This window comes from Stenotrophomonas sp. AN71, assembly GCF_050435725.1.
Classification (GTDB): Bacteria; Pseudomonadota; Gammaproteobacteria; order Xanthomonadales; family Xanthomonadaceae; genus Stenotrophomonas.
The window spans coordinates 24637-44810 of record NZ_JBNDKU010000010.1; the positions used below are offsets into that span (position 1 = coordinate 24637).

The 20174-nt window shown below is 67.1% G+C and carries 15 protein-coding genes; 6 read left to right on the forward strand and 9 right to left on the reverse strand.

Features of this window, described 5'->3' with window-relative positions; all coding sequences use genetic code 11:
• Nucleotides 1-36: 36 nt before the first annotated feature.
• Both ABH900_RS15405 and ABH900_RS15410 read right to left on the reverse strand, forming a co-directional pair.
• Nucleotides 37-921, reverse strand: coding sequence for a hypothetical protein (locus ABH900_RS15405; protein WP_429623990.1), 885 nt, complete (start codon nt 919-921; stop codon nt 37-39).
• Entirely contained in the window at nt 918-1283 is a 366-nt protein-coding gene (locus ABH900_RS15410) for a DUF4398 domain-containing protein (RefSeq protein WP_046983203.1), read from the reverse strand. The genes ABH900_RS15405 and ABH900_RS15410 overlap by 4 nt, the downstream gene beginning before the upstream one ends.
• 121 nt (nt 1284-1404) lie before the next feature.
• Between ABH900_RS15410 and ABH900_RS15415 the strand changes: the two genes are divergently transcribed.
• Nucleotides 1405-2532, forward strand: coding sequence for a PilT/PilU family type 4a pilus ATPase (locus ABH900_RS15415; RefSeq protein ID WP_014645840.1), 1128 nt, complete (start codon nt 1405-1407; stop codon nt 2530-2532).
• A 77-nt stretch (nt 2533-2609) separates the two neighbouring features.
• Here the strand turns inward: ABH900_RS15415 and maiA are convergent, their stop codons facing one another.
• Together maiA and ABH900_RS15425 are read right to left on the reverse strand one after the other, a co-directional pair.
• A complete protein-coding gene (gene maiA / locus ABH900_RS15420) occupies nt 2610-3278 on the reverse strand; it encodes a maleylacetoacetate isomerase (RefSeq protein ID WP_429623992.1) in 669 nt (222 codons plus the stop codon).
• A 14-nt stretch (nt 3279-3292) separates the two neighbouring features.
• A complete protein-coding gene (locus tag ABH900_RS15425) occupies nt 3293-4282 on the reverse strand; it encodes a fumarylacetoacetate hydrolase family protein (protein ID WP_429623993.1) in 990 nt (329 codons plus the stop codon).
• A 944-nt stretch (nt 4283-5226) separates the two neighbouring features.
• Between ABH900_RS15425 and ABH900_RS15430 the strand changes: the two genes are divergently transcribed.
• Entirely contained in the window at nt 5227-6648 is a 1422-nt protein-coding gene (locus ABH900_RS15430; RefSeq protein ID WP_429623995.1) for a DEAD/DEAH box helicase, read from the forward strand.
• Nucleotides 6649-6905: 257 nt separating this feature from the next.
• Here the strand turns inward: ABH900_RS15430 and ABH900_RS15435 are convergent, their stop codons facing one another.
• Nucleotides 6906-9500, reverse strand: coding sequence for a M14 family metallopeptidase (locus ABH900_RS15435; protein ID WP_429623996.1), 2595 nt, complete (start codon nt 9498-9500; stop codon nt 6906-6908).
• Between the two features lie 74 nt (nt 9501-9574).
• On the reverse strand, nt 9575-12214 hold the full coding sequence (locus tag ABH900_RS15440) for a TonB-dependent receptor (RefSeq protein ID WP_429623997.1): 2640 nt from the start codon (nt 12212-12214) through the stop codon (nt 9575-9577).
• A 195-nt stretch (nt 12215-12409) separates the two neighbouring features.
• On the opposite strand from ABH900_RS15440, the gene queD reads away from it, so the two are divergent.
• Nucleotides 12410-12772: a 6-carboxytetrahydropterin synthase QueD gene (gene queD, locus ABH900_RS15445; protein ID WP_429623999.1), complete on the forward strand. Its 363-nt coding sequence runs from the start codon at nt 12410-12412 to the stop codon at nt 12770-12772.
• A 115-nt stretch (nt 12773-12887) separates the two neighbouring features.
• Entirely contained in the window at nt 12888-13235 is a 348-nt protein-coding gene (locus ABH900_RS15450) for a phasin family protein (RefSeq protein ID WP_429624000.1), read from the forward strand.
• Nucleotides 13236-13679: 444 nt separating this feature from the next.
• On the opposite strand, the gene asnB is transcribed toward ABH900_RS15450, so the two are convergent.
• Nucleotides 13680-15581 carry an asparagine synthase (glutamine-hydrolyzing) gene (gene asnB / locus ABH900_RS15455; protein ID WP_429624002.1) on the reverse strand — a complete coding sequence of 634 codons (1902 nt, stop codon included), beginning with the start codon at nt 15579-15581 and terminating at the stop codon, nt 13680-13682.
• Between the two features lie 349 nt (nt 15582-15930).
• On the opposite strand from asnB, the gene ABH900_RS15460 reads away from it, so the two are divergent.
• Both ABH900_RS15460 and ABH900_RS15465 read left to right on the forward strand, forming a co-directional pair.
• A complete protein-coding gene (locus tag ABH900_RS15460; protein WP_429624004.1) occupies nt 15931-16620 on the forward strand; it encodes a winged helix-turn-helix domain-containing protein in 690 nt (229 codons plus the stop codon).
• Nucleotides 16617-17963, forward strand: coding sequence for an ATP-binding protein (locus tag ABH900_RS15465; protein ID WP_429624005.1), 1347 nt, complete (start codon nt 16617-16619; stop codon nt 17961-17963). Before ABH900_RS15460 ends, ABH900_RS15465 begins: the two co-directional genes overlap by 4 nt.
• On the opposite strand, the gene ABH900_RS15470 is transcribed toward ABH900_RS15465, so the two are convergent.
• A complete protein-coding gene (locus ABH900_RS15470; protein ID WP_429624007.1) occupies nt 17960-19432 on the reverse strand; it encodes a sensor histidine kinase in 1473 nt (490 codons plus the stop codon). The two genes, ABH900_RS15465 and ABH900_RS15470, sit on opposite strands and share 4 nt — an antisense overlap.
• Nucleotides 19429-20148, reverse strand: a complete 720-nt coding sequence (locus ABH900_RS15475; protein ID WP_429624008.1) for a response regulator transcription factor — start codon at nt 20146-20148, stop codon at nt 19429-19431. The genes ABH900_RS15470 and ABH900_RS15475 overlap by 4 nt, the downstream gene beginning before the upstream one ends.
• Between the last annotated feature and the right edge of the window lie 26 nt (nt 20149-20174).

Here is a 20174-nt window from a genome sequence, read left to right on the forward strand (position 1 = left end):
TACTCATCGCAACGAAAAACAAACAATATCAAGAAGTTATGGGGCGATGATGACCTCGGCCGAGCGCGCCCGGGTGGAGGCGGCCTTCTTTCCGCTGACCTGGATCCGGTTGCTGGCGACACCGGCCGCGACCAGGGCATCGCGCAGCGCTTCGGCGCGCTTCTGGCCGACGCCGTTGGCGGTGTCATAGGCCTCGATGCGCAGGCGCCCCTTCTTGCCGATGTTCAGGTACTCGGCCAGCGCCTTGGCCTGGTTGCGGGCACCGCCGGACAGGCTGGAGGCACCAGCGGCGAACGCGTCACCATTGAAGGTGAAGACCTCGCCGCGGCCATCGAACTTCGAACCCGGCAGCTTCTGCCCCGACACCAGCTCGGCTTCCTCACGGGCCAGCTTGGCCGCATTCTGCTGGGCGGCACTCAGGCGCTGCTGCTGCTTGCCAGCCACACTGGTCAGGGCATTCTCGGCATCCTGGCGGGCCAGGGTCTCGGCCTCGGCCGCCTGGCGAAGGCGTTCGGCCTCCTCGGCCTGCATCTGCGCCTGCATGCGCAGCTGCTCGGCCTCCTGCCGGGCGCGGGCGGCGTCGCGGCGGCTGGCCTCGATCAACAGGTCACTGCGGGTGCGCTCGAGGCGGTCGACTTCGCGCGCGGCCAGGGCCGTGCGCACGGCGGTCTCGGCAATCTCGACCCGGCGCTCGGCCAGATAGGTGGCCAGTTCCTGGTCGCGGCGTTTGGCCTTGTCCAGGGTGGCGATGGCCTGCTGCGCCTGCATGCGCTCGAAGGCGCCCAGCTCAGCGGTGTCGGGGTTGGCCTGGATCGCCATCAGGCGCTGGCTCAGCTGCGCCACCATCGGGTTGTCGGCAGCCATGGACAGGGTCGGCAGCGCCAGCAGCGCGGCCAGGGTTGCAGCGGTCATCGGCTTCACCGGCGGTCCTCCCCGGTCGACAGCTGGCGCTGCAGCTGGTTGACCTCGTTGCGGCGCAGCTGCAGCTGCGCGGTGGCAGTGGCTTCTTCGCTGCGGACCCGGGCCAGGTCGGCATCGACGGCGGCACGCAGGGCCATGGCCGGGGCGTTCTTGCGCTCGCGGCGGTCGCCGGCGGCACGTTGGGCCTGCTCCAGCCCCTGCCGGGCCAGGCCGATCAGGTCCGGGGCGTACTGGTCGGCATCGGCCTGGGTGGCCTTGTCGACCGCCTGCCGGGCCTGCGCCAGTTCCAGTGCGGCGTCCTGCGCCCAGGCGGGGGCAGACAGTGCGAATGCAAACGCCATCACATACAGGCCATGGCGCATTCGTGCGAAGCTAAGTCGTTTCATTGGGGAGGCCGTACCGGTTGTCGGTTCACGGCCATTGTCGTCAAGCCGACACCGTGCTGGCAACGGGCGTCGGCCGTTTCGTTGGGGAAAATTCGTAATGGATATCGGCTACTTCCTGAAGCTGATGACCGAAAAGAACGCTTCGGACATGTTTCTGACCACCGGAGCGCCGGTCTACATCAAGATCGAGGGCAAGCTTTACCCGCTGGGCAACACCGGCCTGCCGCCGGGAATGGTCAAGAAGATCGCCTACTCGCTGATGGACGAAGGCCAGGTGCCGCAGTTCGAGCGCGAGCTGGAGCTCAACATGGCCATCGCGCTGCCCGATGCCGGGCGCTTCCGCGTCAACGTGTTCAAGCAGCGGGGCGAGGTCGGCATGGTCATCCGTGCCATCCGCAGCCGCATTCCGAGCATCGAAGAGCTGAACCTGCCGCAGGTGCTGAAGGACGTCATCATGACCCCGCGTGGGCTGGTGCTGGTGGTGGGGTCCACCGGTTCCGGCAAGTCCACCTCGCTGGCGTCGATGATCGACCACCGCAACAGCACCACCACCGGTCACATCCTCACCATCGAGGACCCGATCGAGTACCTGCACAAGCACAAGATGTCGATCGTCAACCAGCGCGAGGTCGGCCTGGACACCCATGCTTTCCACAACGCGTTGAAGAACGCGATGCGTGAGGCGCCGGATGTGATCCTGATCGGCGAGATCCTGGACGCCGAGACGATGGAGGCGGCGATCGCCTTCGCCGAGACCGGCCACCTGTGCCTGGCCACCCTGCACTCCAACAACGCCGACCAGACCATCGAGCGCATCCTCAACTTCTTCCCGGAAAGTGCGCACAAGAACGTGCTGATGAACCTGGCGCTGAACCTGCGCGCGGTGATCAGCCAGCGCCTGGTGAAGAACAAGGAAGGCCGTCGCCTGCCGGCTACCGAAGTGCTGATCAACACGCCAATGATCCGTGACCTGCTGCGTCGTGGCCAGGTGCACGAGATCAAGGCAGCGATGGAAGGCTCGCTGGAGGAAGGCATGGAGAGCTTCGACCAGTGCCTGTTCCGCCTGGCCAAGGCTGGCATCATCGAGCAGGAGGAAGCGCTGCGCGCGGCCGACTCACGCGATGGCCTGGCGTTGAAGTTCCGCCTGTCCGAAGGCAGCAGCGGCGAGCACGACCCGTACGCCGATTTCTCGGCCGGCGCCCCCAGCATCACCCACGGGTTCTGAGCACCCGGAAAAGGGGACGGAGGGGATTAAGTCGTAAGTGCACATACGACTTAATCCCCTCCGTCCCCTTTTTGCATTCAGGCGGCGTCGGGCTGGTTTTCGGGACGTGCGCGGTCGAAGGCGTCCAGCGCTTGGCAGGCGGCTTCGATGCGGCGCAGGGTCGGGTACGGCGCCAGGTCCAGGCCGAAGCGGTGTGCGTTGTACAACTGCGGCATCAGGCAGAGGTCGGCCAGTCCGGGGCGGTCGCCGTGGCAGAAGGTGCCGGTGTCGCGGCTGGTGGCCAGCATCGCTTCCATCGCGGCGAAGCCGTCGGCGATCCAGTGCAGGGTCCACTGCGTGCGCGCGTCGGCCGGCACCTGCAGGCTGCGTTCGAGGTACTGCATCACCCGCAGGTTGTTGATCGGATGGATGTCGCAGGCCACCAGCTGGGCCAGTGCGCGCACCCGTGCACGGCCGGCGGCGTCGGCCGGCAGCAGCGGCACCTGCAGGAAGCGCTCGTCGAGGTATTCGAGGATCGCCAGCGACTGGGTGAGCGCATGCCCCTCGTGCAGCAGCGTCGGCACCAGCTGCTGCGGGTTGAGCGCGGCATAGGCATCGGCATGCTGCTCGCCGCCTTCGCGCACCAGGTGTACCGGTCGCGCTTCCCAGGCCAGGCCCTTCAGCTCCAGGCCGATGCGCACGCGGTAGGCGGCGCTGGATCGCCAGTAGGTGTACAGCACGAGGCCGTCGTCAACCGGAATCTCCATCGCCGCCTCCATGCTCAGGGCTTGGTCGCCTGTTCGATGCGCTGTTCGATCGCACCGAAGATGCTGTTGCCGGCGGCATCGAGCATCTCGATACGGACCACGTCACCGAAGGACATGAACGGCGTGCTGGGCTTGCCGTCGCGCAGGGTTTCCACAACGCGCTGCTCGGCGAAGCATGAGGCGCCCTTGCTGGTGTCCTCGTTGGCGATGGTGCCGGAGCCAACGATGGTGCCGGCGCTCAGCGGACGGGTCTTGGCCGCATGCGCGACCAGCTGGGCGAAGTTGAACTGCATGTCCACGCCCGCTTCCGGCGCGCCGAACCACTGGCCGTTAATGTGGGTCAGCAGCGGCAGGTGCACCTTGCTGTCCTGCCAGGCGGCGCCCAGTTCGTCGGGGGTGACGAACACCGGCGACAGCGCCGAACGCGGCTTGGACTGCAGGAAGCCGAACCCCTTGGCCAGCTCACCCGGGATCAGGTTGCGCAGCGAAACATCGTTGACCAGACCGACCAGCTGGATGTGGCCGGCGGCCTGTTCCGGGCTGGCGGCCATCGGCACGTCGTCGGTGATCACCACGATCTCCGCTTCCAGGTCGATGCCGTAGTCCTCACTGACCACCTTGACCGCGTCGCGCGGGCCGTAGAAACCGGCGCTGGTGGCCTGGTACATCAGCGGATCGGTGTAGAAGCTCTCCGGCACCTCGGCGCCGCGGGCGCGGCGCACGCGCTCGACGTGCGGCAGGTAGGCGCTGCCGTCGACGAATTCATAGGCGCGCGGCATCGGCGCGGCCAGTGCCTGCGGATCGAGGTCGAACACGCCATCGGCGTCGCCGGCGTTGAGCGATTCGTACAGGGCGTTCAGGCGCGGCGCGATGTGGCTCCAGTCCTCCAGGGCCTGCTGCAGGGTGGCGGCAATGCCGGTGGCGCGCACGCCGTGGCGCAGGTCACGCGAGACGACGATCAGGGTGCCGTCGCGGCCGCCTTCCTTCAAAGAACCAAGCTTCATGGGTGGGTGTCCGGAGTCGTGGGCAAACAAGTTTCAAGTGTAATCAAATATGCGGCGACGCCAAGCTGCAGCGCGGCATCGGCCCACCCTACCGTAGTGGGGGGGTCGGCAGGGCTTGCAGCCCTGCACCTGCTCAATGCAACGGCAATGGCAACGTCAAAAGCGGCTCTGGCGTTCTGCTGGTTGGGCGGGGCGGTGTGGGTGGCAGGACACGCCGTAAACCCCGCTCGGCGGTCCGGCCCAGCCGCTGGCGGCTGTGCGTTCGGGCGCTTGCGAAGCCGTGCTTCGCAAGCAAAGCGCCCTCCCCCCTGGGGGCTCGATGGCGCCATCCATGGCGCCAACGGTCCTGCCCACCCACACCGCCCCACCCCCGACAGTTTCCCGATGATGGATCGAACATCCACATCATTCATCGTCGAAACCCGTCAGATATCGAAATAAATCGAATGAGATTCGACAGATAGCGAAAGACTGTCGAAGGCGGGGTGGGTCCGGTTGAGGGGGTGTGAGCGGCATGGATGCCGCGACCAAGCCCCCATGGATGGGTTTACGGCATCCCCCTCAACCGGACCCACCCCGCCAACCCTCAGGAAGCCAGCTTTTGACGTTGACGTGGCTCTGGCCGCGGCGGGTGCAGGGCTGCAAGCCCTGCAGACCCCCCCCTACCTGAACAGGCCTTTTTGCGTGAAGTCTCAAACATCGTTTAGACTATGCGGGTCTGCAGCGGCCGTCCGTTTCCCTCCGGGATCGCCGGCGACCGGGGTCCGCCCCATCGCCCGCCCCCACTCCGACGCCGTTCGTCACGCATTCCAGCCTGCGCTTCGTGCCGGCTGCACCCAATTCTCGCAGCGCGGTTCACGGGAACGCTCCGAGTCAGCCGATCAATCTGATCTGCCCCCGTCTGTCCGTTCGGACAGGCGTTTCTTGTACTTGGAGCAAACTCAATGTCTTTTGAATCGCTGGGCCTGGCGCCCTTCCTGCTGCGCGCGCTCGCCGAGCAGGGCTACGAAAACCCGACCCCGATCCAGCAGCAGGCGATCCCGCTGGCGCTGGCCGGTCGTGACCTGCTGGCTGGCGCCCAGACCGGTACCGGCAAGACTGCCGCTTTCGGCCTGCCGCTGCTGCAGCACCTGGGCACCGCCTCGCAGGAAGTGCGCACTGGCCCGCGCAAGCCGCGCGCGCTGATCCTGGCCCCGACCCGCGAGCTGGCTACCCAGGTGCATGACAGCCTGCGCGGTTACAGCAAGTACCTGCGCATTCCGAGCGCCTGCATTTACGGCGGCGTCGGCATGGGCAACCAGCTGGACATCCTGCGCCGTGGCGTGGACCTGCTGGTGGCCTGCCCGGGCCGCCTGATCGACCACCTGGAGCGCCGCAGCGTCGACCTGTCCGGCATCGAAGTGCTGATCCTGGACGAAGCCGACCGCATGCTGGACATGGGCTTCCTGCCGTCGATCAAGCGCATTCTGGCCAAGCTGCCGAAGCAGAACCGCCAGACCCTGCTGTTCTCGGCCACCTTCGAGGACAACATCCGCCAGCTGGCGCTGGAGTTCATGCGTAACCCGGAACAGATCCAGGTAACGCCGAAGAACACCGTGGCCGAAACCATCACCCACCGCGTGCATCCGGTCGATGCCGGGCGCAAGCGCGACCTGCTGCTGCACCTGCTGGCACAGGACAGCCGCGAGCAGACCCTGGTGTTCGCCCGTACCAAGCACGGCAGCGACAAGCTCGCCACGTTCCTGGAAAAGTCGGGCATCAAGACCGCGGCGATCCACGGCAACAAGAGCCAGGGCCAGCGCCTGCGTGCGCTGGGCGACTTCAAGGCCGGCCGCGTGACCGTGCTGGTGGCCACCGACATCGCGGCGCGCGGTATCGACATCAACGAGCTGCCGAAGGTGATCAACTTCGACCTGCCGATGGTGGCCGAGGACTACGTGCACCGCATCGGCCGTACCGGCCGCAACGGTGCCACCGGCCAGGCGATTTCGCTGGTGGCGCAGGATGAAGTGAAGCTGCTGCGTGCGATCGTGCGCCTGCTGGGCCGCGACATGGACATCCGCGATGTGCCGGGCTTCGAGCTGCAGGTGCCGATCCGCTGGGGCAACAGTGCACCGGGCAAGGCCGAGCACGATACCGGTGAGCGCGCGCCGCGCAAGAACCATGCGCGTCGTCCGCACGGCGATGCACCGCGCCATGCACACGCAGGCCCGAAGAAGGCCGGTGGCGGCCGTCGTGAGGGTGGTGGCAACGGCCAGCAGCGCGCGGGCGCCGGTGCTGGCCAGGGCCAGCGTCGTGGCGGCGGCGGCAATGGTGGCGGTCGTGGCCGCGGCCAGGGTGGCAATGGCGGCGGTCGCGCCGGCTGATCCAAGCTGACATGGCTGGCGCCTCCCGCTGCGCGGGGGGCTTATCGAGGGACGGCGCTCACGCGCCGTCCTTTTTTGTGGCTGGCTACCTGGATGGTTCCAGAGCCTGCGGTAGGTTATGCGGGGGCGTTGAGGAGCGGGGGCCGCCTGAACTCATCTTGGGAGTGTCCAAAAACATTGACCACCACAGGTTTACGGCGTGTCCTGGCTGAGGCCCCCTGCCTCCCAAGCTCAGCAACAACTCGGCGCCAAACGCCTCAGCCCCGCGCCTTGCTCGGATTCACCAGATTCCCGAAGAAGATCGCGTTGATCAGCAATCGATCCGTGCCGTGCCAGTACTTGCGGTGCGCCGGATCATCGGCAAACAACACCACGTTGCCCTGCCCCTGCGCTGATACCAGCAACCACGCACTGCCCGCCACCTTCGCCCGGTTGCGCTCGGACAGATAACCGTTGACTCGCGGCGGCGCGTCGATACGCACCACCGTCGAGAACGGATTCCTGCTGGCCTGCAGCGTCACCGTGTTCTCCTTGTTGATTGCCAGCTGCCTGCGCGGCACACCGAACGCCAGCGGGTGGCTGGTGTCGACGTCGGCGCTGAGGATGTTGCCGCTGACCCGCTCGATCGCGGCGATGTCACGCTGGTCACCGAACGCGCGGCGGCGCTCCTCGTCGGTCTCTTCGTCCTTGCCAAGCGTCTCGCCGTCGGCCAGCTTCTGTTCGATCGCCCATTTCGAAGCGCTGCCGTAGGTCACCAGCGAGCCTCCAGCCTGAACCCAGCGCTTCAGTGCAGCCACCGCCGTGGCATCGACGCCGGTATAGGTGCCTCCGGACAGCACGATGGTGGTGTAGCGGTCCAACGGCACCTTGCCCAGCTGCTGCGGATCCAGCTTGCTGGCCGGCAGCTGCAGGTGCTGGTCGAGCAGGAACCAGGCGGAGCCAATCTCGGTGGCGGCCACGCCTTCGCCCATCACCAGCGCGACCGCAGGTTTGCGCAGCGCCTTGATGCCATCGCTGCCGAGGTCGATGCCTTCGCGGCTGCGGCCGCTGGACAAGGCGTACGCCCGCACACCCGCCTCTTGCGCCGCAGATGTCACTGCTTCAAGCAACGCGGTGCCCTGCAGCGGTTGCCCGGCAACCGGAATCACCAGACTACCAGTGGCGAAGGTGACCTCACCCTGCGCGGTGGCGGTGGTGAACGGCTGGAAGGCTGCACGTGTGCTCAGGCCCTTGCCCTGCAGGGAGGCCAGCGCGCGCCCGGCGTTGTAGTCGCGCCAGTCGATCGCGTACGCGAATCCGGCCTGGCCGCCCAGCACTGCGCCCTGCTCCGCCGGCAGCGTGGTCACGCGCGCGCCGCCGTCGATGCGGCTGCGGCTGCCCGCGAAGGCCACGCCGTAGGCGGGCGCAATCGCATAGCTGGTGCTGCCATAGAACACATCGCCCTTGATCGGCGGGGTTTCGGCGAAGATCGAATGCACCAGGCGGAACTGTGCCTGCTGCACCGGCACCACGTAGGCACTGCCCGCGTCGAAGCGCTGGCCATCAACGTTGACCGCGCGATCCAGCGCGCGCACCTCGATGCGGTGCAGCAGCAACAGTTCAAGCAGCCGGCGGGTCAATGCCGGGTCATGCGCATCCCCGAACACGAAGCTCTTCACCGGCTGCTGTGCGGCCTGCTTCAGCGCGCTCTGGAAGAACTGCTTCTGCAGATCGAACAGGCCGCTGCGCTCGGCCACCGCGCCGCGCACCGTACCCAGCCCTGTGGCGACCTGGTTGCGGATGGTGAACGGGAAGGTCAGCAATCCGTTCACCGACTCCTGCACGCGGCCGCGCGAACTGGCCTGTTCGACGGTAACGCCGACGGCACCATGGAAATCCGGATAGGTGGAGCCGTACACCGGCGAGAAGTTGTCGAAATTTTCGCCGGTGTAGTACAGCGAACCCAGTGCATCCAGCGCCTGCGCGTGGTACCTGGCCAGGGTCTTGTTGAACTCATACGATGCCGCCGGAATCAACGGGCTGTGCATGCTCTTCGGCGAAGGCTCGAAGTAGTAGGTACTGTCCTTGCCCATTTCATGGAAATCGATCTGCACGTTCGGGTACCACTGATGGAAGACCTCCACCTTCGGCCGTGAGTCCTGCTGGGTCAGGGCCAGCCAGTCGCGGTTGAGATCGGTGAAGTAGTGGTTGGTGCGGCCCTGCGGGAATGGCTCGACATGTTCCTTGTCGGCCGGGTCGGCCGAGGCCGGGTCGGACGCCCAGGCGTTGTGCCAGTTGGCGGCGCGATCACGGCCATCTGGATTCTGTGCCGGATCGAACAACACCACCGCCTGCTGCAGCCATTGCTGGGTCTCGGCGCTGCGATTGGCCACCAGGTAGTACGCGGTCAGCATTGCTGCTTCGGCACTGGAGGTTTCGTTGCCATGCACGCTGTAGCCCAGCCACACCACCACCGGGCTGTCGCCGGCCGCGCCGCGTGGCTGCGCCGGATCGACCAGGGTCGCGTGCTGCTGGCGGATCTGTTCCAGCCGCGCATGGTTGCCGGCTGAGGTGACGGTGGCGACCAGCAGCGGTCGTCCCTCGTAGCTGCGACCGATCTCGCGCACGCTGATCTTGTCCGAGTGCCGGGTCAGCTGCTGGAAGTAGGCCACCAGCTGATCATGCCGGGTGTAACGGCTGCCGAGCGGATAGCCGAGGAACTGCTCCGGCGTGGGCACCGCCGCATCGAACGCCGCTGCGTCGGTGGCCTGCGGGAAGAAGTACGCACTTTGCGCCTGCACCGACTGCAGGCAGGACAGTGTGGTGACGGCAGCGATCAGCAACGGAAGAACGACACGGCGATGCAAGGACACGATGACTCCCCTGGAACACAACGGCAGACAATCGCGCGGCCGGTCCCGTCAGGGGACCGGCCGCAGCGGATGGATCAGAAGCGGTAATCGAAGCCGAGCGTGAAGTAGCGGCCGCGCAGGTCGTACTGGCTGAAGTCGTACGGCGCGCGGATGCCCGGGAACGAGGCGTCGTACGGCGGCGTCTTGTCGGCCAGGTTCTGCACCTTGGCGTACACGGTCAGCCTGTCGACGCCGGTGTAGGCCAGGTACAGGTCGTACTGGCTGTAGCTGCCGACGCGCTGCTGCACGGCCTTGGCCGCGGTGCTGGCTTCCTGGCGGTAACCGCTGGTGTAGTACCAGGTGACGGCTGCGTTGAAGTCACCGTACTTCCAGTCCAGCGTGGTGGTGGCCTTGTCCTTGGGCAGGGTCGCGCCGAGGTTGCTGCCGGCGTAGTCCACCAGCGGGCCGCCAACCACGGTCGGGCGACGGTAATCGCGCACGTGGGTGTAGGCCGAGGACACCGTGAAGTCGCCCAGTACGGCGGTCGGGATGCGCTGGCGCAGTTCGACGTCGATACCCGAGGTCTTCAGCTCGCTCAGGTTCTGGTAGCGGTTGTACACCGCCTGCAGCTTGCCGCGCTCGTCGCGCTGCACAGCACCGGCCACGTTGTCGTTGACCAGGGTCTGGGTGTTGTTGGTGCCGACCAGGTTGTCCAGCTGGATGCGGTAGTAGTCCACGCTCAGGTTGGTGTTCGCCCACGGCGACAGCACCACGCCGAAGTTCACGCTCTTGGTGCGCTCGGGCTTCAACTGGTTGTTGCCAACGGTGAAGAACGTCGGGTTCTGGCGCGAGCCCGGCACGTCCGGATCACGCGGGTCGACCACGCTGCCGTAGGCGATGCTGGTGCTGTTGGAGTTCTCCGACAGCGACGGCGCGCGGAAGCCCTTCGACGCCGAGGCGCGCACCAGCAGGAACTCCAGCGGCTGCCAGCGCAGGCCGATCTTCGGCGAGAACGCATCGCCGAAATCATCGTAATGGTCGGCGCGCGCAGCAGCGGAAAGCTCAAGGGTCGAGGCCAGCGGCACGTTCACTTCAGCGTAGGCCGCGCTGACCTGGCGCTGGCCGTGCACCTCGGCGATGGCCGGGCGCACCTGCAGGCCGGCATCGATCTGCCACGGATTGTTGGAATCGAGCTTCTCGCGGCGCCACTCGGCTCCGGCGGCGAAACCGATCTCGCCGGCCCAGGTGTGGCCCAGGCTGCCGGAGATCTTCGCGTCGATGCCCTGCAGCTTGGATTCGGCCGGGCGCAGGGTGGCGATGTTGATCGAGTCACGCACCGACTGCGGCGTAGCGGCGGGATTGAACAGGTTGTAGCTGCCCGTGGCCAGCGCATCGGCCAGCGCCCAACGGTTGGCGAAGCCGCCGGACACGGTCTCACGCTCACTGCTGCGCGCGCCGAACGCGGCCACTTCCCAGTCCCAGTTCGCGGTGGTGCCACGCAGGCCGAACACGCCGCGATAGGCGGTGGAGCGGTTGGTCTTGATGGTGCCGCCGAGGTCGAAGAAGGTGTATTCGATCGGGATCGCACGGCCGTACGGGTTGTACGGATTGTTGGCCGGCAGCAGCGACGACACCGGCTCGGCCAGGCCGCTGTTGGCGTTCAGTGCGAAGCGGCCGCTTTCCAGGGTGAAGACCGGGCTGCTGCCGAACCACGCGGCACTCTTGATCTGGCTGTACAGCACTTCGCCGAAGGCTTCGACGTTGTCGTTCAGGCGGAAGGTACCGTTGGCGTAGGCCTGGTAGCGCTTGGTCGAGGGAATCAGCGTGGTGAATGGCGCCTGGTTGAAGCCGCAGGTGTCACCGGCCAGGCCGTCGATCGGCGCGCTGGCGACGCGGGTGGTACCGGCCGGGCAGTTGCCGTTGGCATCGAGCATCGGCACCGACACACCATTGACCAGGTAACGTGCGCCCTTGGCCGACCAGCCGTTCCAGCGGCCGCCTGGCGTGTCGGTGTAGATGCCGCTCTTGGTCAGGTCGCGCTGGTCCTGGTCCAGGCGCTCGCGGTTGTAGCCCTGCAGGCTGAAGAGGATGTTGTAGCCATCGGTGTCGAGGTCGCCCAGGCCACCGACGAACTTCAGGTTCTGCTCGTGCAGGCCGCCCTGGTCGGCACCGCCGAAGCTGCCGCCGATCTCGGCGCCCTGGTAATTCTGCCGGGTGATGATGTTGACCACGCCGGCCACCGCGTCGGAGCCGTACACCGCCGAGGCACCGTCCTTGAGTACTTCGATGCGCTCCACCGCGACCAGCGGCAGCGCGTTGAGGTCGACGAAGGTGTCGGACAGACCGCCGGCCGGGAAGCCGTAGTTGGCCAGGCGGCGGCCGTTGAGCAGCACCAGCGTGTTCTTCGGCGAGAGCCCACGCAGGCCGATGCTGGCCGAGCCGGAGGCCCAGCCGTTGTTGGTGGTTTCGTTGTTGGCGTTGCCGGTGTTGGCCGAGATCGAGCGCAGCACGTCGGCCACGGTGGCCTTGCCGGTCTGTTCCAGCTGCTGGCGGCCGATCACCTGCACCGGGTTGGAGGCCTCGGTATCGGCGCGCTTGATGTTGGAACCGGTGACGCGCACGGCGGCCAGCGTACTGGCTTCGCCACTGGCGTCGGCGGAGGTTTCGGCGGCGGCAGACAAAGGCGCGGCCAGAGCGACGGCCAGGGCCGCCACGAGCAGGGTGTGCTGGGGCATGACGATGTGGGGGAGGTAGTGGAAGGACGACGTAAGTTCCGCAGTAGTCCATGCCTGGCCGAGGCGCGGCCAATAACATCTCTTCATACGGATATAAGAGAAACTAACATCTCTTCATCCGGATGGAAAGAATTTCTTCACGAATGCCCAACATCCGCTCAGGCTCGCCGGTCGCCTGCGGCGTACAATCGCGCCATGGAAATCTTCAAAGTCTTCATGCTCGAGGCGGCGCACCGCCTCCCCAATGTGCCGCCGGGGCACAAGTGCGCGCGCCTGCACGGCCACTCGTTCCGGGTGGAACTGAAGGTCGAGGGCGAGCCCGGCGCGCAGACCGGTTGGATCATGGATTTCGGCGACGTGAAGGCGGCCTTCCAGCCGATCTACGAGCGCCTGGATCACCACTACCTCAATGACATTCCCGGGCTGGAAAACCCGACCAGCGAGAACCTGGCCGTATGGATCTGGAACGAGCTCAAGCCCAGCCTGCCGGCGCTGAGCGAAATCACCGTGCACGAAACCTGCACCTCCGGTTGCCGTTACCGCGGCCCGAGCACCTGATCAACCCCTTGATCTGGAAGGTTTTTCGAAGGCGCCCTGGGCGCCTTTGTTTTTTTTGTTGCATTGCCACATCAAGGGCGTATGCTGCAATGCATCAAGCCACTCCCTGACGACCATGGCCGCCGCCTTCAGCGATCGCTTCAGTGATGCCACCCGCCAGCTCGCCGCCGCGGCAACGCGTGCGAACCGGTTGGCGTTGGAGAACGCGGAAAGCATGTTCGGCGTGCAGCTGAAGGCGATGGAGCGCAACCTGACCGCCACCGGCGGCTGGCTGGGTGAGCTGGCCCGCAGCGAAGACGCGGCGGGTGCACTCTCCAAGGGCGCACAGCTGTGGCAGGACAACCTGCAGCGGCTGGGCCAGGCCCAGCAGGACATGGTCGGGCTCGGCCTGCAGGCCAGCAAGGCCTGGTCCGAACTGGTGCAGGGTTGCAACGAATCAATGGCGGACGCGAACAGTCACTGACGCGACGCAACGCTCATTGCATGGGTCCCTCCCCCCATGCAATCCGGACCCGGCAGATCCCTCCCTCTGCCGGGTCTTTTTTTGCCTGCCGTCTGGATTTCGAAGTGCGTCTTCGCTCGAGTTCTCTGCGAGCTGAAGGGCCCCGCCTGGGCAGGCAGGGGTTTGGGCAAATGTCCCCCGGCGCCGGCCGTTGGCCGTCCCCTCCTCCTTTACTTTGCCCAAACCCCTGCCCGCCCCGACGAGGCTCGGCTTGCGGTGGGTAAGGCGGCGAGCAATCTGCCTTCAATGAGGCGCCGATAGATTTCGAACGCAGGGCGGAGGCCCTTGCGTACGAAGTAAAGGAGGAGGTGACGGCCAACGGCCGGCGCCGGAGGACATTCGTACGCAAGGGCCTCCGCCCTGCGCCGCGCAGGATGTATCCGCCGCGCGCCATGCTGAGACGGCTCAGCGCCCGCGATTGCCATGCCAGTGCTGGTGCCACGCCTGGAACATCAGCACATTCCACAGATGCGTGTGCCACTTGCGCTCACCGCGCAGGAACGCCTCCCAGATGCCGCGCACACGTGCCGCATCGAAGCAGCCCTGGTTGCGCAGCAGCTGCGGATCGAGCAGCGCCTCGGCCCAATCGCGCAGCGGGCCGGCCAGCCAGCGCGCCATCGGCGGCCCAAAGCCGCGCTTGGGGCGATACACCAGCGGCTCGGGCAGGTAGCGCGCCAGCAGGTGCTTCAGAATCAGCTTGTGCTCGCCATCGTGGTACTTCAGGTGCTGCGGCAGACGCCAGGCCAGGCGCACCACATCCATGTCCAGCAACGGCGCACGGGTTTCCACTCCAGCGGCCATGCCGGCCCGATCAACCTTGGCGAGAATGCCCTCGGCCAGGTCCATGCGGAAATCCAGCAGCTGGATGCGCGCCTCGGCCGGCAAAGCGGCGTCCTGCTGCTGGAAGATCGTTACCGGTTCACGCGCACCCAGCACCACCTGCGCCGGCTGCCGCCAGCGAGTGACACGCTGCAGGTAGTGACCCTCCACATCATTGGCGGCGACCTCGGCCACCAATGCACGCCAGCCACCCAAACGGCCACGCTCGACGTTCATGCGGTTGCCACTGCGCCGGGCCAGATCACGCACCCAGTCCGGCAGACCGCCGCACAGGCGCGCGTTGCGCAGCGCTCGGCCATAGCTGGGATGACCGAAGAACAGTTCATCGCCACCGTCACCGGTCAACGCGACCGGCTTGCGCGCGCCCAGCAGCTCGCTGGCCAGCAGGGTCGGCAGCTGCGAGGCATCGGCGAACGGTTCGCACCAGACCTGCGGCAGGCGCTGCAGCAGATCCAGGCCCTGGCGTGCGTCCATGCGGTGCAGATGGTGCTGCACGCCCAGATGGCGCGCGACCTGCGAGGCCCAGTCGCTCTCGTCATGGCCGGGATCGTCGAAGCCTACCGTCCATGCCTCGATCGGCAGCGTCGACTGCGCCTGCATCATCGCCGTCACCAGCGACGAGTCGGTGCCGCCGGACAGGAACGCGCCGCATGCCAACGGCGAGTGCATGCGGCTGGCAATGGCCTTCTGCAGCAGAGCTTCCAGCTGATCGGTGGCCTGCTCCAGGCTGGGTGCCGGTTGCAGCGGTTCCTGCAGCGCGCTGTGCATCGCATCGCGCGCGCACCAGTAGCGCACGCCCCCTTGCGCGGCCTGGCTGGAACCGCCTCCGGCCTGATCGTTCAGATCGATGCGCAGCATCGCGCCGGCCACCAGCTTGTGGATGCCGCGGTAGATGGTGTGCGGCGCCGGCACGTAGTCATGGCGCAGCAGCAGGCTCAGTGCATCCTGGTCGATGCTCGGCGAGAAGCCGGCGAACGCGTGCAGCGCCTTCAGTTCGGAGGCGAACAGGAACTGGCCCTTGTGCCAGCCGTAGTACAGCGGCCGCTCGCCGACCGGGTCGCGGGCCAGCCACAGCGCGCGTGATTCACGGTCCCACACGCTGAACCCGAAAGCGCCTTCGATGCGTGACAGCGCCCGCTGCACGCCCCATTCGACAATCGCCTGCAACAGCAGTCGCGCATCGCTGCAGCTGCGCGGCAGGTCACGCAGCTGCGCCTGCAGATCGGCGCGGTTGTACAACCGGCCATCCAGGCACAACACGTAACGGCCGCAGTCCGAACTCAGGGGCTGCAACGGGGTATCGGTCGGCGCCCGGCAGTGGCCCAGCGCGATGCCAGCCTCAGCGTCGGTCCAGTAACCAATGCGGCCACGACCGCGCTGCTGCAGGGCGCGCAGCATCGGCGCCAGCTGCTGCAACAGCTGTTCATCCTCGGCAGGTGGCAGCCACGCCCCGACCACGCCGCTCATCGGAGACCTCCGCAGGGGCAGCGGCAGGACGGGTTCGGCAGACAGAGGGCAGCGGGCGACATGAGGACGGCACGCGGAGCGGAGGAGACTCCATGCTCGGCCCCGGGCCGCGCGGCGTCAGTCGCTTTGCTGTCAGCGATCGTCACCAGTCGTGTCACAAAGGTAACGTTTTGTAACGGCGACCAGCTATGCTGGGCGGCAAGTGGTTGCCGGGACTGAGACCCGGCCCTTGCGCCAGCAACCCCGGCTGAATGGCGCCCGCCCCCGGGACCCGGGCGGCCCGACGGCTGGGATAGCATCGCCGCGCTCGTGCCGTGGCGGTACGTTTGCGCCCACGGAGGCCTTGAAAATGCTGGATATCGTACTGGTCGAAGACGATGCCCGCCTGGGGACGATGGTCAGCGACTATCTGCAGCGGCATGGCTACCAGGTGGCCCACGAGCGCAGCGGCGAGCGCGCGGTGGCCCGGATCCTGGCCGAGAAACCGGCACTGGTGCTGCTCGATGTCGGCCTGCCGGACCAGGATGGTTTCGAAGTGTGTCGGCAGATCCGGCCCCTCTATGACGGCATCATCTGCGTGCTGACCGCCCGCACCGACAACATCGACCAGGTGCTGGGACTGGAACTGGGCGCCGACGATTACATCGGCAAACCGATCGAGCCGCGGGTCCTGCTGGCCCGCCTGCGCGCCCACCTGCGCCGCCACCGCCGGGTTGAACCGCGCGACGGCAGCCTGCGCTTCGGCGAGCTGAACATCGACCCCTCCACCCGCAACGTGCACCTGCAGGGCGGCCTGCTGGAGCTGACCACCGCTGAATTCGACCTGCTGTTCCTGCTGGCCAGCAACGCCGGGCAGATCCTTGACCGCGACGCGCTGTTGCGCGGCCTGCGCGGGATCGCCTTCGACGGCCTGGACCGCTCGATCGATGCGCGCATCTCGCGCCTGCGCCGCAAGCTGGGCGACAACCCGGAACAACCGGAACGGATCAAGACCGTCCGCGGCCGCGGCTACCTGTTCAGCCGCTCGGCATGGGGATGAAGCGCACGCCCTCGGCGATGCGCGGCCACGCCTTCCACTTCCTGCGCTATGGCATCGGCTTCCTGGTCGCCCACCTGCTGCTGATCGTACTTGGCCTGTGGGCCTGGGACGCCCTGCTGGAAGACCGCACCGAAGCCGGCCTGCAGGCCGAGATGCGCGGCACCCATGCGCTGCTGCAACACCGCTTCGCCGAGACCCCGCGCGAGCAGTGGCCGGCACTGGCACGCGAGCTCGATGCCGACTTCGCCTATGCGCTGCGCATGATGCCGCTGGCCGAAGCGGTGAAGGAACTGCCGGCCAGCCAGCGTCCGCCGTTCAACAACGGCCGGGTACAGATCGACCTGGAGCACATGCGAAGCCTGCAGCGGATCGGCGACAGCGACTATGCGGTGATGCTGGGGCCGCTGGACGAAGCGCTGCCCGATGAGGGCTGGCAGGACAGCGAAGTCTCCGGGGTGGCGATCCTGCTGCTGATCCTGATGGTGGCGGTGGCCCTGCCGATGTACGTGATGGTCTATCGCCTCTGGCGCGACGTCTCGCAGCTGGCCCAGGCCGCGCGACAGATGCGCGACGGCCAGCTGGACACGCGCGCGCCGCGTGCCGGCACCGCACTGGTGCGGCCGCTGGCCAATGCCTTCAACCACATGGCCGAGCAGCTGCAGCAGTTGCTGGAAAGCCAGCGTGTGCTGGCCCAGGCGGTGGCGCATGAAGTGCGCACGCCGCTGGCACGGATGCGTTTCGGCCTGGCCGATCTGGAAGACACCGCGCTGGACGAGATCCAGCGCGATGCCCTGGGGGGACTGCGCACCGACGTCGACCGCCTGCAGCACCTGACCGACGCTGGTGTCGAATACGCCGCTCTGGGCCGCTGCCACCAGCTGACCCGCCAGCGCCTGCAGCTGGCGGCACTGGTACGTGGCGTGGTGGCCCAGTTCGCACCGTTGCCGATGCCGGTGCAGCAGGTGTTGTCGCCCGTTGGCCTGGTCAACGTCAACCGGCACATGCTGGAGCTGGCACTGCGCAACCTGCTCGGCAATGCCCTGCGTTACGCGCGGCGGCAGATCCGCATCGCCAGCACGGTCAACGACGGCTGGCTGTGCGTGCAGGTTGAGGACGACGGCCCCGGTATCGCGCCGGAACTGCGTGGTCAGGTGCTGCAACCGTACGTGCGGCTGGACCCGGGCAGCCCCGGCTTCGGCCTCGGCCTGGCGCTGGTGCAGGTGGTGGCCGACAAGCATGGCGGCCACGTCGAGGTGACCGATTCGGAACTGGGCGGCGCCTGCATCCGTCTGCATCTGCCACTGGAGACCGGCACAGCCGCGGAAGCCGAAGCGACCTGTTAGACCGCCGCAGGTTCGGCCCGCGGCAAGGCAAACACGAACAGCGCACCCTGCGCGCTGTCGCGCAGTTCGATCCGACGGCCATGCAGCTGCACGATGCGCTGCACGATCAACAGGCCCAGCCCGCCGTTCTCGCCGCGCCTCGCGCCCAGCGCGGCCGGTGCCTGGAACAACTGCGCGCGCAGGGCCGGCGCTACCCCGGGGCCATCGTCGGCCACACTCACTTCCACGCTGTCGGGCGTCGCGCGCAGGCACACCTCGATCTGGCCAGCATCGGGCGCGTGGCGCAGTGCGTTGTCGAGCAGGTTGGTCAGCACCCGTTCGACCAGACCGAGATCGGCACGCACCAGCGGCAGGCCCGGTGGAAACTCCGCATGCAGGCGCTGGCCACGGGCCTGCGCCGCCAGCTCGAACTTCTGCAGCACGTCCTGCAGCAACTCGGGCAGCGCGAACACCTCCCACTCCAGCCGCACTTCGCCATGCTCCAGCCGCGCCAGCTCGAACAGCGCGCGCGCCAGCCGACCCACCTTGGCGCTTTGCGCCAGCGCGATGCCAAGATAGCGACGGCGCTCGTCCGGCGACAGCGTGGCATCCTTCAACGCCAGCGTTTCCAGATAGCCATGCAGCGATGACAGCGGCGTGCGCAGGTCGTGCGAGATGTTGGCCACCAGTTCGCGCCGCTGCAGGTCCTGCTGGCGCAGCTGCTGCCATTGCTCGCCCAACCGTTGCGCCATCTGCGCGTGCGCATGCGCGAGGATCACCAGCTCGTCACGCTCACCGGGGCGTAGCGGCTCCGGCGGTGGCAGGGGCGTCGGCGCATCGATGTCGAAGGCCTGGATGCGCCGGGTCAGCCGCCGCAGCGGGCGGGTGACCCAGTAGAACGCCACCAGCCCCGCCAGCAGGCCGAGGCCACCGACCAGCACCACCGACCACAGCGTGGTGTTCCACTGGCTGCCGGCGGCGAGATCGTCGGACAGCATCTGCCGATGCTCGCCCACCAGCACCACGTACACATAGCCGGCCTGGCGGCCCTGCACGACCAGCGGCGCGGCACTGAACACCTTGCGGCCATCCTGGCTGCGTGGATCATCACCCAGGATCGGCAGCGGTGCACCGGCCAGCAGCCGGCGCAACGGTGCCACGTCCACTCGATTGCGCACCAGGTGCCCGCTGGGCGCATCGTGGCCAAGGATGCGGCCCTGGTCATCGAGCAGGTAGACCTCGACGCTGGGATTGACCGCCATCAACTGGCCGAACAGCGCGCGCACCGCGGCGTCGCGCATGCCGCTGGTGTCCATCAGCTCGCTGCGCTGGGCAATGTGCTCGGCCAGGCCCAGCGACAGCCGCTGTACCACTTCCTGCTCATGGCGGGTATTGGCACGCATCTGCAGCGCCAGCAGCGCCATGCAGCACATCAGCATCAGCGCGGCGATCACCGCCGCCAGTTTCTGCCACAGGTTGGGCTTGATCATGCCGCCGCCCCGGCCGGATCGACCAGTTTGTAACCGCGTCCCCATACCGTCAGCAGCCGGCGCGGGTTGGCCGGATCGGGCTCGATCTTGCTGCGCAGGCGATTGATGTGGGTGTTGACGGTGTGCTCGTAGCCATCGTGCTGGTAGCCCCAGACCTGGTTGAGCAGTTCCATGCGCGCGAACACCTGGTCCGGGTGGCGGGCGAAGAACAGCAGCAGGTCGAATTCACGTGGGGTCAGCTCCAGCGTGCTGCCATCGACCGAGGCGGTGCGTGCGACCGGGTCCAGGTGCAGTCCACCCAGTTCGATCGCACCGGCATCGATGCGCGCGTTCTGCGCCATCGCCTCGGCCCGGCGCAGCAACGCACGGACCCGCGCCACCAGTTCGGGCATCGAGAATGGCTTGGCCAGGTAATCGTCTGCTCCCAGTTCCAGGCCGACGATGCGCTGTGTCTCGCTGCCGCGTGCGCTGATGATGATGATCGGCACGTAACGTGCCATCGCGCGTGCACGCTGGCACACCTGCAGGCCATCAACGCCCGGCAGCATCACGTCCAGCACCAGCGCATCCCACGGTCCGTCCTGCTCCAGCAGGCGCAGGCCGGCATCGCCGCTGGCCGCATGGGCAACGTCATAGCCCTCATCGCCCAGGTGCATGCGCAGCAGGTCGGCGATGTGGGCATCGTCTTCAACGATCAGCACGCGTTTGGCGGACATCGGCAGCTCGGGCCAGTGGGGAGGCT